The 16133-nt window shown below is 27.5% G+C and carries 13 protein-coding genes; 5 read left to right on the top strand and 8 right to left on the bottom strand.

Annotation, left to right across the window (positions count from 1 at the left end):
• Positions 1-100: 100 nt before the first annotated feature.
• From GQX97_RS06135 to lepB, 4 genes are all read left to right on the top strand, one after another.
• Positions 101-1261, top strand: coding sequence for a restriction endonuclease subunit S (locus GQX97_RS06135; protein WP_157151076.1), 1161 nt, complete (start codon positions 101-103; stop codon positions 1259-1261).
• Between the two features lie 648 nt (positions 1262-1909).
• The gene (gene eis / locus GQX97_RS06130; RefSeq protein WP_157151075.1) at positions 1910-3166 is read left to right on the top strand and encodes an enhanced intracellular survival protein Eis; all 1257 of its coding nucleotides are present in this window, start codon (positions 1910-1912) and stop codon (positions 3164-3166) included.
• A gap of 327 nt (positions 3167-3493) precedes the next feature.
• Positions 3494-6184, top strand: a complete 2691-nt coding sequence (gene mutS / locus GQX97_RS06125) for a DNA mismatch repair protein MutS (protein WP_157151074.1) — start codon at positions 3494-3496, stop codon at positions 6182-6184.
• A gap of 2 nt (positions 6185-6186) precedes the next feature.
• Complete coding sequence (lepB, locus tag GQX97_RS06120) at positions 6187-6708, top strand: signal peptidase I (RefSeq protein ID WP_157151073.1); 522 nt, start codon at positions 6187-6189, stop codon at positions 6706-6708.
• On the opposite strand, the gene GQX97_RS06115 is transcribed toward lepB, so the two are convergent.
• The 3 genes from GQX97_RS06115 to selD form a co-directional block, all read right to left on the bottom strand.
• Positions 6686-7252: a GNAT family N-acetyltransferase gene (locus tag GQX97_RS06115; protein ID WP_157151072.1), complete on the bottom strand. Its 567-nt coding sequence runs from the start codon at positions 7250-7252 to the stop codon at positions 6686-6688. The genes lepB and GQX97_RS06115 overlap by 23 nt on opposite strands.
• 534 nt (positions 7253-7786) lie before the next feature.
• On the bottom strand, positions 7787-9280 hold the full coding sequence (locus GQX97_RS06110) for a tetratricopeptide repeat protein (RefSeq protein WP_232473270.1): 1494 nt from the start codon (positions 9278-9280) through the stop codon (positions 7787-7789).
• Between the two features lie 936 nt (positions 9281-10216).
• Positions 10217-11281, bottom strand: coding sequence for a selenide, water dikinase SelD (gene selD, locus GQX97_RS06105; protein WP_157151071.1), 1065 nt, complete (start codon positions 11279-11281; stop codon positions 10217-10219).
• Between the two features lie 155 nt (positions 11282-11436).
• Here selD and flgN point away from each other — a divergent pair, with 155 nt between their 5' ends.
• Positions 11437-11946, top strand: coding sequence for a flagellar export chaperone FlgN (gene flgN, locus GQX97_RS06100; protein ID WP_157151070.1), 510 nt, complete (start codon positions 11437-11439; stop codon positions 11944-11946).
• A 105-nt stretch (positions 11947-12051) separates the two neighbouring features.
• Here flgN and GQX97_RS06095 read toward each other — a convergent pair whose 3' ends face one another.
• The 5 genes from GQX97_RS06095 to xth all read right to left on the bottom strand — a co-directional run bounded on the left by GQX97_RS06095 (position 12052) and on the right by xth (position 16051).
• Positions 12052-12258: a DUF1858 domain-containing protein gene (locus GQX97_RS06095; protein ID WP_157151069.1), complete on the bottom strand. Its 207-nt coding sequence runs from the start codon at positions 12256-12258 to the stop codon at positions 12052-12054.
• 78 nt (positions 12259-12336) lie between these two features.
• A complete protein-coding gene (locus GQX97_RS06090; protein WP_157151068.1) occupies positions 12337-14478 on the bottom strand; it encodes a tetratricopeptide repeat protein in 2142 nt (713 codons plus the stop codon).
• Between the two features lie 31 nt (positions 14479-14509).
• Entirely contained in the window at positions 14510-14830 is a 321-nt protein-coding gene (locus tag GQX97_RS06085; RefSeq protein WP_157151067.1) for a YggT family protein, read from the bottom strand.
• Between the two features lie 16 nt (positions 14831-14846).
• Positions 14847-15179, bottom strand: a complete 333-nt coding sequence (locus GQX97_RS06080; RefSeq protein ID WP_157151066.1) for an STAS domain-containing protein — start codon at positions 15177-15179, stop codon at positions 14847-14849.
• Positions 15180-15265: 86 nt separating this feature from the next.
• Entirely contained in the window at positions 15266-16051 is a 786-nt protein-coding gene (gene xth / locus GQX97_RS06075; protein ID WP_157151065.1) for an exodeoxyribonuclease III, read from the bottom strand.
• Positions 16052-16133 lie beyond the last annotated feature (82 nt).

Genomic DNA, 16133 nt, shown 5'->3' with positions numbered 1-16133 from the left:
TATTAATATACATTATAGTAAAACTATCGATATAATAATTTATTACTTTAGCAAAAATGTAATTGAGAAAAAGATTATAATTGTTTATAATGTTTTAGTTATGAGTAAATTTGAAGAGTTATTAAAAAAACACTGTGCTGACGGCGTGGAATGGAAAAATCTTGGTGATGTATCAGAAATTAAATCAGGAAGAAACAAAATAAAAAATGAAACTGGAAAATATCCTGTCTATGGTTCTACTGGTATAATAGCATATTCTGATGATTATGTTTTTGATAAGCCACATATATTAATTGCCCGCGTTGGTGTTAATGCAGGTTATATTCATATTGCTGATGGTTTATATGATGTATCAGACAACACATTAATAATAACAGAATTAAATTCAGATATATATTTTAAATATATGTATTACATCTTAATCAATGCTAGATTGAATAATTATATAAAAGGTGGTGGTATTCCGCTTATAACAGCTGGTGAAATAAAAAATATTTCAATTCCAATACCGCCAATAGAAATACAAAAAGAGATAGTTCGTATATTAGACACTTTTACAAAATATCAAGATTTATTAAATAAAGAATTAGAATTAAGAAAAAAGCAGTATGAGTATTACAGAGACAAGCTGTTGACTTTCGGCGACGAGGTTGAATATAAAACAGTTGGAGATGTAGGATTAGTAACAAAATTGGCAGGATTTGAATTTACAAAATATGTTACTTATTCTAATAAAGGCAAAATAATTGCTTTAAGAGGTCTTAATGTTAAAAATGGAAGACTAAATTTAGATGAAGTAAAATATATTGATGAAAGTGATTTAACAAAATTAACAAGAAGTAAATTATATATTGATGATATGTTATTTACTTATGTTGGAACTATTGGAGAAGTTGCGTTAATAGATAAAAATGATAAATATTATTTAGCTCCAAATGTTGCTTTAATAAGATTTGATAAAAAAATAATACTTCCTAAATTTATGATATACTATTTTCAAAGTAATATTTTTTTTAATACACAAATTAATAAATTATTACAGTCTTCTTCAATGAAAAATATTCCAATGGAAAAAATAAGAAAATTTTTAGTTCCAATACCGCCTTTGGAGGAGCAGGAACGTATCGTTAAAATACTTGACCAATTCGACACGCTATGCAATGACATCACTAGGGGGCTGCCTGCTGAGATTGAATTGCGTAAAAAGCAGTACGAGTATTATAGAGATAAATTACTTACTTTTAAGGAGAAGAAGAAATAATTGTGTATTAAAAAGTAATACCCCCGCACATCTGAAAGGATATGATTAAAGCAGAGTATTACCGTGCGGCAAGGTGGTACAGCTCGTACCCCGCACCCCCACTTCTTTTGCGACCGAAGGAAGTACCGGAGGCGTGCCCAAAGAAGCAAAAAGACTGCATTTTTTTTAACCTAAAATACAAGTATTATTTTATACTAATACATATTCTTAAGACATTAGCGATAGTACTTGCGTTTTTTGCAACTTTTTTGAGCGACAAAAAAGTTGATAAAAAATTATTATTTCAATATATTATAAAATTTTTTATTTTAGTTGTTTGCAGGGCTTTGCCCCGCACCCCAGTTCTTTTATTGGTATAAAAGAACCAAAAGAACTGCATTTAATATATATTACTAACATGTAAAATCAAAGTACACTTGCACTTTTTGCAACTTTGACGAAGTCCGCATAGCGAAGGCGGGAAAAAGTTGAGTAAAATAAAAATATTTGAGTGTGCCAGTAGGCTAGCACCCCAAGTTATTTTGCCGATAGGCACCTACTCGGTACGACCGTAGGGAGTGCACAGCTAGGCGAGTAGTACAAAATAATTGACAATTATATAATTCTACATTAATATTATTATATAGTTATGTAAAGTCTAGGTTTTATATGATTGATAAAGATTTAATAAATAAAAAAAAGAAAAAATTTAAAATCAGATATTTAACTTTAAAAGATTTGGATGATTTCAATAATTTATTAAGATATGCTTTTCAGGTGAGCAATAATGAACTTATTACTTTAGGATATGAAGTTGATGAAATAAAGCAGGCAAAATCTGCAGTATTAAGCAAGGCAAAGGTTTTAGGTTGGTTTGACGGAAATAAGTTAGCTTCTCAGATAGCAGTATACCCTATGAAAATGAATATTCATGGAGTGATATACAAAATGGCAGGTATTACAGGAGTTGCTACCTACCCAGAATATTCTAATCTTGGTCTTATGAATGATTTGATGATAAAAAGTATTGAAAACATGAAAAAAGAGGGGCAGACTATATCTGTATTATATCCGTATTCTATTCCTTTCTACAGAAGAAAAGGGTGGGAGATAATATCTGACAAAATGAGCTTTACTATAAAAGACACTCAGCTTCCTAAAACTATGACTAGTAAAGGAAGAGTGGAGAGAGTTGCTACAGACAGCGATGATTTGAAAGAGCTTTATAATAAATTTTCTTATACTAGGCATGGTGCTTTAATTCGAGGAGATTTGGAGTGGGAAGAGTATTGGAGATGGGAAGTTGATGACACTATAGTTGCTTTATATTATAATGATAAAAATGAAGCTGAGGGCTATTTGGTTTATGTTATTGAAAATGATGTGTTTCATATAAAAGAGATGGTTTATATTAATTTTGAAGCTAGGCTTGGGCTTTGGAATTATATATCTGCACATTTCTCTATGGTTGATGAAGTTAAAGGATACAACTACACAAATGAACCTATAGCATTTTTGCTTGAAGATAGCGAAATAAAAGAAACTATAAGACCATACATTATGGCGAGAATTACAGATGTTAAAGGATTTATTAATAATTATCCTTTTTTAAGAAAGCCAAAAAACAAAAAAATTAATTTAATAATTAAAGATGATATGGCTAAGTGGAATAATGCAAGCTTTATGCTTTATTGGAATGAAGATAAAAACACAGTATGTAAAAGAATATCAAAAGAATATAAAAGAAACTCAAAAGACAGATATATTATAAAAATGGACATAAAAACTTTAACTACTATGCTTATGAGCTATAAAAGCCCATCATATCTTTATAAAATAGGAAGGATAGAATCAACAGCTAATGCTATCAAACTTTTAGAAAGTATCATACCTAAAGAACAAGTTTATTTCTCTGATTATTTTTAATTAATTTTTAAGATACAATAATTAAAAAAGCGAAAGGACTGAGCATTACTCAATCCTCTCTATAATGGTATTTTTTATATATATTGTGTTTTTATATATGCTAAATTTAATAAAAAGTAATTAATTAAAACAATATCGTATGAAGTAATATTACTATACAATATTTAATATAAAAAAGCAATATAAAAGTGGTATTTACATAATATTTTTGCAAAAATTATATTAAAATTATTATAATACACTTCTTATATATAATTTTATTTGATAAAACTCTATAAATATAATATACTAATTTTTAATAAAAATGGTAACGGATTTAAAAAAAATATGCAAGAAACTTTTTTTTCAGAAGAATCATCAGAAAATGTAAACAAAGAAGAAAAACTCACGCCAATGATGAGGCAATACAAAGAGATTAAAGATAAATATAGCGATAGTATACTTTTGTTTAGAATGGGAGATTTTTACGAAGTATTTTTTGAAGATGCTAAAGTAGTTTCAGAGCTTTTAGGTCTTACTCTCACTAAAAGGGCAAATGTTCCAATGGCAGGTGTTCCATATCATGCTATAGATAATTATTTGTCAAAATTAGTAAAAAGCGGTAGGAAAATAGCTATATGCGACCAAATGGAAGACCCTAAAACGGCAAAAGGCATAGTAAAAAGAGATGTTACTCAAGTAATAACACCCGGCACTATTGCAGAAAACAAATATTTAGAATCAAAAAGCAATAATTATTTAGCTTCCATAATAGTTTCTAAAAGTGAGAATAATATTGCTATTGGTATATGCGATATATCTACGGGTGAATTGTATGTTACAGAAATTGAAAATAATAATAACAATATAAAAGACTTTTTAGATGAGATATGCGAAGAGATTATAAGATTTTCACCAAAAGAGATAATGAGTATAGAATCTGTAAAAGAAAGTAAGATAATAAAAGAAATACAAAACAGGTTTTCAAATATATTCTTTAGCACAACCCCAAATTATACAGCAGAATATTCTTATGCGTATAAATTATTAACTAATCATTTTAAGACAATATCATTAAAAAGCTTCGGTATAGAAGATAAGCATTTAATAGTTTCACTTCTTGGTTCTTTAATATATTATTTACAAGAATTATCAAAAACATCATTAGAGCATATATCAAACATCAAACTCTACAACAGAAAAGACTCTATGACATTAGACTATGCAACAATATCTAGTTTAGAGATTTTGGAAACTATAAGAAACGACAATAATAAGATGACATTGTTCGACACCATAGACAAAACAAAAACATCTATGGGAGCGAGATATTTAAAACGAATAATAGTAGAGCCTTTGCTTAATATTGATGAGATAAATAAAAGGCTTAATAATGTTGAATATTTTTATAAGAATCAGAAGTTTATGTATAGAATAATGGACATGCTTTCTGATGTGGGAGATATAGAGAGACTTGCTTCAAAATTAGCACTTGGTAGGATTAACCCTAAAGAGTTAGTGTCTTTAAAGAGGTTTTTATTTTCATCTTTGCAAATAATTACAGAGCTTGTGCTTAATAATTTTAATGATGTAAACTTTGAAGAGATAAGCGATATAAAAATTATTACAGATTTAATCGAAAGAGCAATATTGGAAGACCCTAAAATTGTATTAAATGAAGGCGACATTATAAAAGATGATTATGATGAAAAACTAAAAAAATATAATGAGGCAAGAAGAGAAGGAAGAACTTGGATAAGCGAATTAGAAAATGAATATAAAGCAGCTACTACAATTAACAATCTTAAAATAAGATATAATAATGTTATAGGATATTATATAGAGATAACAAAATCTAATATATCATTAGTTCCGAAAGATTTTATAAAAAGGCAAACATTGGTAGGAAGCGAGAGATACACTACAAGCAAACTTATGGAATATGAGAAAACTATAAACGAAGCTAATGAAAAAAGTTATGCTTTAGAATATGACATATTTATAGAAGTTCGTAATAAAGTTAATGAATATTTAACATCTATATTAAAAATGGCAAAGATAATATCGGTAATAGATGTTTATGTTTCTTTAGCTTGCCTTGCTGCAGAAGAAAATTATACAAAGCCTATTATAACAGATGACGGCATAATAGACATAAAAGAAGGAAGACACCCTGTAGTTGAAGCGAATTTAAAAAATGAAAGCTTTATAGCAAATGATACATATTTAGACAATAAAAATGAGCATTTGCTAATAATTACAGGCCCTAACATGAGCGGTAAAAGTACATATTTGAGGCAAACTGCTTTAATAGTACTTCTTGCACAGATTGGTTCATTTGTGCCTGCTAAGAGTGCTAAGATATCTATAGTTGATAGAATATTTACAAGAGTTGGGGCGAGCGATAATATAGCAAAGGGTGAGAGTACATTTTTGGTAGAGATGAATGAAACTGCTTATATACTTAATCATTGTACAGATAAAAGCCTTGTTATAATGGATGAGATAGGGAGAGGCACTTCTACTTATGATGGGCTTTCTATTGCTTGGGCTATAGTTGAATATTTAGTAAATGAAGAAAACAAAAAATCAAAAACATTATTTGCTACGCATTATCATGAGCTTACTATGCTTGAAGATTTGGAGGGAGTTAAAAATTATAAGGTATTAGTTGAAGAGTATAAAGATGAAATAATATTTATGAAAAAAGTTATTGAGGGGGCGGCTGAATCTAGTTATGGTATATATGCGGCAAAAATTGCAGGTGCTCCGAATAAAGTTATACAAAGAGCTTCAGAGATATTAAAAAAGCTTGAGAATGAGGCTGGCATACAAGTTGAGAATATAGAGATAAATAATAAAAAATCTCCAGACATTCTTCCTTTTAATTCTAAAGCAGATTCTAAGATTGATTTTGATGATAAAGAAACAAAAGAAAGCGAAATAGAAAAAGAAATTAAAGATTTAAATATTAATGATATCACTCCAATAGAGGCTCTTAATTTAATTAACAAATGGAAGAGAGATTTAAATAATTAATAATGAATAAAAAACAGATTTTAGAGATAATATTAGCATCTTTTCTTGCTTTATTTTTGGCAGGATTTATTAGGGTATTTTTCTTTGACACTTATATAGTAAGCAATAAATCTATGGAGCCTACTTTTTATGAAGGCGACCAAATACTTCTTTTAAAAAATAATTTTATTTTTAATAATATTAAAAACTTTGATGTTATTGTTTTTAGAAGGGGTACTAATAATTTGGTGAAGCGTGTTATAGGAAAAGAGGGAGATAAAGTAGAGATTTTTGAAGGCGGATTATATTTAAATGATGAGCTTATAAGGCATAGATATTATATTTTTAGCAAAGAAGATAATGCCATTTACAATATTGGCAAAGATGAATATTTTGTTTTGGGCGATAATATATCTTTAAGCGAAGACAGCAGGCATTTCGGTCTTATAAACAAAAAAGATATAGTAGGGCATATTATATTAATATTTAGCCCAAAAAGAAGATTTAAATTATTTAATAATTTTAAATCTCTTTCCAATTATTAATATTATCTAATCTAGGGTTATAAACTTTATCATATAATGTTGTGATGATATTATTATATTCTTCTTTAGTTTGTATTTCTTTATTTGTCATAATCTGCATTTTCATTGTATCTCTTTTTCCATCTTTTATACAAGGCATATCATAATCATAATCTGATAATATAAATCCGCATCTCTTATACCAATTAATTCTTCTTTTTGCTATATCATTCAAGTCATAAGGCTCTACTTCTATAACAATTAATTTATCATCATGCATATCAAATATTTTATTTAATACTTGTGAGCCGTAATTTTTACCTCTTAAATTTTTATCTATAGCAAGATATTCGCCAAAATAAAACTTTTCAAAAATCCAAATCATAGTTAAGCCTATTGGTTTATCATCATCTAAAATAGAATAAAACTTATATCTAGAGTTGCTTTTATTTTCAAGTATCATCTCAAAATTCCATCTCTCTTCGATTGGGAAAGCTTCATTAAAAATTTGATGATATACATTTTTATTTTTTAAGTTGTTTTTCATTTCTATTAATTTAATCATATGGCTTAATCCTTATATAGAATTAGTACGATTATATACTATTTTTTAAAATTAGCAAATTCATAAATTAACAAATAAATGCAAAAAGAAAAAAGCTTCTTAAAAATATTAAAAAGCCCCGCAAATAATAAAAATAAAAAACTTAAAATTTTCAGTATATATTAAAATAATAATTTTCTATCAACTTTTTCCCGTAGCAAAAAGTTGCAAAAAGTACAAATGTTATAGCTTTATATATTTTTAATATGTATTAGTATAAAATAATACTTGTATTTTGGATATGTTTTAAAGCTAGTTTTTTTAATGCAGCCTTTTTGCTTCTTTGTGGCACGCCGCAAGGGCACTTCCTACGGTCGCAAAAGAAGTTGGGGTGCGGGGGCTAGTCCCCGCAAATATAAAAAACTTAAAAAATGTTTTTACGGGCACGCTTCGCGAAAAACGCAAATACTATAACTAATATCTTAGGAATATGTATAAACTATTATAATACATGCAGTATGCACTAAAAAAACACATTAATATTATTTTATTTAATTAATCATTAAATGTCTTTATAGTTTCTGAATACTGTCTGAATCTCAATAATTTAAATTTATGATTGTATTTTTTTAATACTTCTTCAGCTCTTTTTATAAACTCATCTTGATTGTATAAAAGTAAATCTATATATCCGCATAGTATTCCAAAAGCACTGCCTAATAGTATACCTATTTCTTTGCCGCTTCCCTTCTCACCCATTATACTTTCAAGCTCATTTGCAATCTTATCTCTTTCATCAAGAAATTTTTTTACATTTTCATCGTCATAAACATCGTCTTTATTGTCTAACAATTCATAAGCTAAATACACAGCCCTTGCTCCCATTTTAGAAATATTAACAATAGCCCTTACATTCTCATCAGCATAATCACTAATAAGTTCCTTATAGCATGTACTACCCATAAATATATCTTCTCTAAAGAAATTATTTTTAGGCATACAGTCATAATCTATATAGTTATCTATAGGATCTGTAATAATATCATTATTTTCTTTTTTTAGAGTATCCATTATAAAGTCATAAAGTTTTGTAAGCTCTATCATACCATCAAGTTTTTTATTACTTTTTTTAACATTTCCTAATAAATATAATTTGAATATATTCTCACCTACAGCATGTTCAAGCATTACATAAAAAGCATTATAAGCATAATTTTCATTTAATTGATTTAACTTTTCATTAAAAAATTTCAAATTAAAGAAATTATCATCTTCATCATATTCAGCTGATACTAAAATTTCTTTAAAACTTAAATCTTTATCATATACTACAAAATTAGCATCATCTATATCTTGTTTTGGCATATAAGGAAAGAATTTCCATTTACTTTTTAACTTCTCAGGCATAGCAGCTGATATTCTAGGAGTAAGATAAAATAAATATTCTTTGCTTTCTACAGTAAATGTAAACTCATAATTACCCCCGAAATTAAACTTCAGATTATTAGATATTAAACCTACACCATTAGAAACAAATTTAATTATTTCCTCTGATGACATATCAGATTTTTTATCTATATAATCAGAGATAACTTTTTCATTTTCTTCAAACCATTTCCAAAACCTATTAACTCTCTCTTCAAAATTTATTCCATCATCTTTATCTTCAGTACATAGCATATAAAAATTATAAGCGTCTGTATCTTCATTATTTAAATCATAAACTTTTTTAAAATGCATTTCTGCTTTTTCTTTATCGCCTTTATAATAATAAGCATAACCAATCCTATAATTCCATAAAGCATCGTCAATGCATTCTTCTCTTATATACATTAAATTATCCAATGCTTCATCATATCTTTTTGTATTATTATAAGCTCTGGCAAGCAAGCTAAAAAGTTCTGTATCTCTTTGCTCTTTTGGAATTGCAGTTATAATTTCAATAATTTTTTCATGTTCAGCATTTTTATTTAGTTTATTTATTTCTTTTATTATATTCATAGTATTCCATCTTTTATGTAATTGATTTATTTTTTTTATTATATTCATAATACTTCCCCTTTAATATTTTTATAGTTAATAAAGTAAATTTCTTTAATGCTTCAATATCTCTTCTGTAGGAACAGAACATACTTGCCTCAGAATCAATAGCATCTTATAATTCAGGAACTTTTTCATCAAAATTATTACTCATTCTTGTTCTCTTTTAATTAAATATTTTAAATTATTATATCTTTTTACAAAAAATTTAAAATATTTTTACTCTATTCTAACTTTAAACTAGAGTTTAGAGTTTAGAGTTTAGAGTTTAGAGTTTAGAGTTTAGAGTTTAGAGTTTAGAGTTTAGAGTTTAGAGTTTAGAGTTTAGAGTTTAGAGTTTAGAGTTTAGAGTTTAGAGTTTAGAGTTTAGAGTTTAGAGTTTAGAGTTCTCTTAAATCTATTTTTACACTATATCATAAAAAGTATATTTTGTCAAATTATTCAAACAACAAGAAGCAGCTTTAAATCCCCATTGTTATTTATATAGTAAATTTTTTACTTGTTCTTTTTCCAGCAGCTCGCACCCATACCTAAAGGTACTTCTTTCAGTCGCAGGCACTTCCTTCGGTCGCCCTGAAGGACTCCCTTCGGTCGCGGTGCGGACTTCGTCAAAGAACCAAAAAGTGCAATTTATATGTTGGAATATGTATTAATACAAAATAATATCTGATTTTGGATATGTTTTAAAACTAGTTTTTTAATGCAGCCTTTTTGCTTCTTTGCGGCGGGCCAAAGGCACTCCCTTCGGTCGCAAAAGAAGTGGGGTACGGGGCAAAGCCCTGCAAATAATAAAATAAATAAAGTTAAAATTTTTCAGTATATTTTTAAATAACTATACCTTTTATATAAGTTTTTTATTCAACTTTTTCCCGTAGCAAAAAGTTTTCGCCCTTCGGGCACGCTTCGCAGGGGGCAAAGCCACCACAAACAAAAAAACTTAATTTGTTATTTAGTAAGATGTATATATTCTCTATCCTTTTTAGTTACTTTTCCAACAATGCTAGCACAGTCTATGCCCTCACGCCATAAATCAGCAAGCATATTCTCAGCATTATCTTTATCTACACATATAAATAATCCGCCGGCTGTTTGCGGGTCAAAAGCAAGCATTTTTAAACTATAATCCACATTCTCATCAACTAAAATATTTTCCCCCACATAACGCATATTTGTAAAAGCAGCTCCCGGTATACATCCCATATCCAACACTTCATAAGTTTTGTTAAACATAGGTAAAGCTGATGTACTTATCTCTATAGTTACATCGCTAGCCTTAGCCATCTTATAAGCATGTCCTGCAAGTCCAAAACCTGTTATATCTGTAGCACATTTTGCTTTATATTTATTCATTATAGCACAAGCTTTTTTATTTAAAGTGCTCATAGCATTAAATACATCAGTAATGGCATTTTCTTTTATTAAACCCTGTCTCATAGCAGCCAAACAACAACCAGTACCAAGAGGCTTTGTAAGTATTATAATATCTCCATCTTTAGCAGCAGCATTTGTAGTAATATTATTAGGATTAGCAAAACCAATAACAGCCATTCCATATTTAATTGCTGTATCTGTGATAGTATGCCCTCCTACAACTAGCACTCCTGCTTCTGTAGCCTTATCCTGTCCGCCTTTTAATATTGTTGCAAGCGTATTAAGAGAGTTTTCTTTTGGATACATTGTAATATTTAAAGCTAACTTAGGCTCTCCTCCCATAGCATATATATCGCTTATAGAATTACAAGCAGCAATTTCACCAAACAAATAAGGATCAGCAACAACAGGAGGGAAAAAATCTACTGTAAATATAATAGCATTATCATCCGAAATCTTATAAACACCTGCATCATCACCTATATCAACATCAGATAATAAATTAGAATCCACTTTTGTTTTTAATAGAGGTGATAATGTTTTTTCAAGCAAATCAGGCGGAATTTTGGCAGAACATCCGCCCTCTAAAGCACAAGATAATAACTCAATTTTTTCTTCTTCTTTTTTAATATCTTCCATAAAATAAAAATCCTTAAAATAATTAATTATAATTATAATACATTTACAAAAAAATAAAACTAATAATACTTAATTATTACACTTATTTAAAAAATTATGTAAAGTAAATTTTTTAAATATCGATAATTATTATATAAATTAAGGGATGGTATTTTATGTTTAACTTATATGAAGAACTTACAAAAATTGAAATAATTCTTAATAAAGAAATAGAAGTCTACAAAATTATATTAGAAGATGAAGAGAGAAAAGTAAACTCTATCATAGATACAAGACTTCAAGATGTGCATATGTATTGCGATCATCAAAATGAAAAAATGAAAGAAGCTAATGAATTAAGAAAGTTAAGAGAAAATATTACAGATTTGATAATATTAAATAAATTCCCTCACCTTTCTCAAACAGCTACTTTGTCTGATATAATAAGAAAAATACCTCTAAACAAAACATCAAAAATTTCATCACTTCGTTTGGAGCTTGTAACTTTAATGGCTAGATTAAAACATCTAAATAAATTAGCACCAAAATTGTTTGATGAGGCATTAGACTTTTTTACAGATATGAAAGAAGTATTAAATGAAAGTAAAAAGATAGGCTACAATAACAAAGGAAAAGAACATTTACTTAATAAAAAATTATCTGTACTTATAAATAAACAAGTGTGAATAATATAAAATTAAATAATATAAAAAAGCTTCGTTGTCAATACGAAGCTTTTTTTATTTTCAATCTTTAATTAGTTAGTTAAAATATTTTAATTAAAAAATAAATTAGTTTTTAGAGCATCTCTCATTTATTTCTTTAACTAAATTATCTATTTTAGCATCGTCCATACCATGACCTCGGCATCCTTCTTCAAGACTCTCCCAGTTAGCAACATGACATCCTACACAATGAAGACCATAGCTCATCATAATCTCTACTGAATCTGGAAATATTTGTATAATTTCCCCTATACTCATAGTTTTATTTATCATAATTTTTCCTCTCTTATAATTTTTTAGTTTCTATATAATATATATAATATGATTTTTTGTCAAAAAGTAAAATGATAATTATCTATTATAATAACATACTATTGGATAATATTCATTATAGTTTTTTATATATTTTCTTAAATAATTTAAATTAAACTCTCCTGTGTTTTTTAGGGTTTCTTTTTCAATACCAGCAAGTTTTTTTACCATAGAATTATTACCAAGCTTCTTATAAACACGCTTAAAAGTCATAATAAAAGATAAACTATTATGATATGTAATGTCCTCATCAAAAATAGAAGCTGCTTTCTCTAAACTAAAACCATCTTTGCCAATGAGAGCAAAATAAGCATACAATAATAATACATAGTCATGACAATTTTCGCTATGGTTGTCTATAGCTTCTTTTATTAATTCTAATGCCAAAGCCTCATTTTTGTTTACGCCTATACCGTTATAATAGCAATGAGCCAATGCAGCTTTAGAACAAGATGAATGATAATTATTCATTTTTGCTATTTCATTAGATTTGTAATATATTTCAAAAGCTTTATTTTCGTTTTTCTCTATTCCTCTTCCTAGTTCGTAGGCTCTACCCAAAATAATATAAGACGGCTCAAATGTAGTGTGTAAATCGATTGAAGTATTAGCCATCCCTATTGCTAGTTCAGGAGACGGAGTTAAAATATTTCCATAAAATAGCTCTTTTGAATATATATAATACGCAAAAAAGTCATTCATATTTATTGCCATCTCTAAATATTTAATGCCTTCATAATAATATTTTTGAGGTATGTTATATATCATCACTTTTGCTATTTTTCTGTATATTATAGCTTTATTGAGTTCACTGCTGTTTAATGATATTTTTAAGCTTTCTATTATAGTTTCATAATCATGAGATTTTGTCTCTATTAGTGAAAAAGCATATACATATCTTAAATGATACATATCTTCATTGTTATTAAAAGTTTCTTTATTATTATTTGTATTATTTAAATTATCCAATATTTCTTTTGCTGCTAATGCTGATTCTTGATAGTTTTTTAATTTGTAATAAGAAAATGTTTTATATACTAAAGCCCTAATATCTTTTGTTTTGTTTAAATATTTAATAAGATTTTTGTAGTCCTCATCTGTTTTTGCATTATAATAACAAAACTCTAATATATCATTATAAAACCATTCATTAAACTCATCATTATTTTTTAATATATCATCAAATTCAGCTTTGGCATTATCAATCTCTCCAATATAAGCATATAAATTACCCCTATAATATTTATATCTCATATATTTTTTATCAAGAGCAAAGTTTTTTATTATTTTATCTAATAAAGAAAATGCTTCATTGAGATGTTTTTTTTCTGTATAAGATTCACTGCTTACAATATAATCATGCAAAGCCTCAGCTTTTCCAAGTAAAGCAGCCAATTTATATTTGTTGTCAGTTTCAAGCAATATATTGTAATTTTCTATAGCATTCAAATAATCTTCTTTACTAAAATACCATTCAGCCCTTTCATAAATGGCATTATAATTTTTATCATTAAGCTCTATAGCCCTATTTAAAAATAATAAAGCATCATAATAAAACTCACTATCAACACCATTTTTAGCTAACGCAATAGCCTTTAGAAAATAAGCCTCATCATAAAAAGGAAAATCTTTTATAAGCTCATTAGCCTCATAATCTGCCCTAATTAATATATTTAAATTATAATAGCAAAGCCCCCTCTCAAACCTCGCAACCTTAGACTCTTCAATATCAACTCTCTCAATAAAATCATCATAATACCCAATAGCCTGATGAAAATCTGAAGCATTCTCCCCATTGTTTAAATAGCTGTTAGCAAGCATAAGCAAAGCATCATAAGCTTTATTGTCTTTTTCAAATAAAACCTGAGCATATTCTCTCTCTTTATCTATATTGCCTATATCTCTATTTAAATACATTAATCCCCTATAGGCATCAATTATATTAGGGTCAATCTCTATAGAATGAAGAAGGTCATACTCTATATTTGAATATATTAAAGAAAGATTTGCACTTGAATAATCGTATTTGTTTTTTTGTAAATCTATAAACCTAAACTTACCCCTCATATAAAAAGCTTTGGCATTATCAGGGTTTTCATATATTAATAAATTTAATTCTTCTATGGCTCTTTCATAATCACCATCATTAATATATCTATTAATATCTTCCAAAGAATCCATAAGAATAGTTCCAATTTTTTATAACATAAAATTATAATATTAAACGAATTATAAATCTATAAAGCATAGTGATTAGAGGAGGTATCACCATTTGAAGTATAAGCAAAAATACTAAAGGAGATAAATCTATCACACCTATTATAAGCTTATCTCTAAAGTTTCCAAAAACTTTGTCTATAACTCCATCAGTAATTCTATAAAAGAAATTAACTATTGGGTTATAATAATCTAAATGTATAGCCCCAAAAGCAGTAAGCCAGCTAATAATAATCCATATAAACCATATAAAAGAATAAAGCCTTAAAGCCTGCATTATAAGAACATATATAAAATTAATAATCTGTATTAACATAAACCCTCATTATTATTTATTTGATATTGCTTAAAGCCTCATCAACATCTTTGGCAGTATTTACTATAGTGAGAAATCTTGTAGCTTCAAATAAGCTTGTTAATTTACTGCTTAAAGAACAGAAATACACCTTTCCGCCTTTTTCGCCTGATATTCTTAAAGTGGAAGCTATTAATCCTAAAGCAGAAGAACACATATAATCTATATTATGAAAATCAAACACGAAATTTAATATTCCAGCATCTTTTATATAATTAAGTTTCTCTTCCAATATATCAACATTTTCAGATATAATATTCTTCTCTATATTAATAATAGCCGTCTTCCCATCTATAACAGTACTAACCATTCTTTTTACTCCTTATATACATCTTTTAATTTTATTATATATAATGAAAAAATCAATATTATAGTTTTATATAGTTTAAAATAAAATTATTTTTTATCCCATTCAATTAATATAGGACAATGATCGCTTCCAAGAACATCAGTTAAAATATCAGCCCTTTTAATGTTGTTTGATATCTCATTATTAACAAAGAAATAATCTATTCTCCAGCCCACATTCTTTTCTCTAGAACGAGTCTTCATATCCCACCAACTATAATGTCCGCCTTCTTGTACAAACATTCTAAAAGTATCAGTAAAACCGCTATTTAAAAATTTTGTTATGCGTTCGCGTTCCACAGGCAAAAAACCAATACTCTTTTCATTTTCTTTAGGTCTAGCCAAGTCTATAGCCTCATGAGCAATATTCATATCTCCGCATAATATTACATTAGTTTTCTCTTTTAATTTTATCATATGCTTAGTCATTTCATCATAAAAAGAAAGCTTATAATTAAAATGTTCTTCAGATTTGCCGCCATTAGGAAAATAAACATTAAATATAGTAAAATCATCAAACTCTAAAGCAAGTATTCTTCCTTCTCTGTCTGTAAATTTAGAACCAAACTTATTTTTTATTTCTTTATTTGGTTTTAATTTGCTATATATTGCAACTCCGCTATAACCTTTTCTTATTTCAGGATCAGCAGGATTGATAAAAAGTTGATATCCTTCTATGTTTCTTAAATCTTCAGGAAGCTGCTCTTCAAAAGCCTTAGTCTCTTGCAAACATATTATATCAGCATCTTCTTTTTTTATAAAATCTAATAAGCCTTTTTTGTATGCAGCCCTTATACCATTAACATTCCATGAAATTATTTTTAGTGTACTCATATATTACCTTTAATAAGTTGTTTAATATTATACTAGTATTTTTAGTATTTGTCAAAATCAATAATTTTTATACACCAAATAA

Source organism: Brachyspira sp. SAP_772, assembly GCF_009755885.1.
In the GTDB taxonomy this organism is placed as follows: domain Bacteria; phylum Spirochaetota; class Brachyspiria; order Brachyspirales; family Brachyspiraceae; genus Brachyspira.
This window is presented reverse-complemented; position numbering and strand designations above follow the sequence as displayed.

What these genes read in the sequence shown, in the direction of transcription:
- GQX97_RS06095 (WP_157151069.1), bottom strand. Translation starts at nt 12,258, where the DNA reads ATGATAAATAAAACTATGAGTATAGGGGAAATTATACAAATATTTCCA.
- GQX97_RS06090 (WP_157151068.1), bottom strand. Translation starts at nt 14,478, where the DNA reads ATGGATTCTTTGGAAGATATTAATAGATATATTAATGATGGTGATTAT.
- GQX97_RS06135 (WP_157151076.1), top strand. Translation starts at nt 101, where the DNA reads ATGAGTAAATTTGAAGAGTTATTAAAAAAACACTGTGCTGACGGCGTG.
- lepB (WP_157151073.1), top strand. Translation starts at nt 6,187, where the DNA reads ATGAATAAAAAACAGATTTTAGAGATAATATTAGCATCTTTTCTTGCT.
- GQX97_RS06085 (WP_157151067.1), bottom strand. Translation starts at nt 14,830, where the DNA reads ATGTTAATACAGATTATTAATTTTATATATGTTCTTATAATGCAGGCT.
- selD (WP_157151071.1), bottom strand. Translation starts at nt 11,281, where the DNA reads ATGGAAGATATTAAAAAAGAAGAAGAAAAAATTGAGTTATTATCTTGT.
- flgN (WP_157151070.1), top strand. Translation starts at nt 11,437, where the DNA reads ATGTTTAACTTATATGAAGAACTTACAAAAATTGAAATAATTCTTAAT.
- xth (WP_157151065.1), bottom strand. Translation starts at nt 16,051, where the DNA reads ATGAGTACACTAAAAATAATTTCATGGAATGTTAATGGTATAAGGGCT.
- GQX97_RS06080 (WP_157151066.1), bottom strand. Translation starts at nt 15,179, where the DNA reads ATGGTTAGTACTGTTATAGATGGGAAGACGGCTATTATTAATATAGAG.
- GQX97_RS06110 (WP_232473270.1), bottom strand. Translation starts at nt 9,280, where the DNA reads ATGAATATAATAAAAAAAATAAATCAATTACATAAAAGATGGAATACT.
- GQX97_RS06115 (WP_157151072.1), bottom strand. Translation starts at nt 7,252, where the DNA reads ATGATTAAATTAATAGAAATGAAAAACAACTTAAAAAATAAAAATGTA.
- eis (WP_157151075.1), top strand. Translation starts at nt 1,910, where the DNA reads ATGATTGATAAAGATTTAATAAATAAAAAAAAGAAAAAATTTAAAATC.
- mutS (WP_157151074.1), top strand. Translation starts at nt 3,494, where the DNA reads ATGCAAGAAACTTTTTTTTCAGAAGAATCATCAGAAAATGTAAACAAA.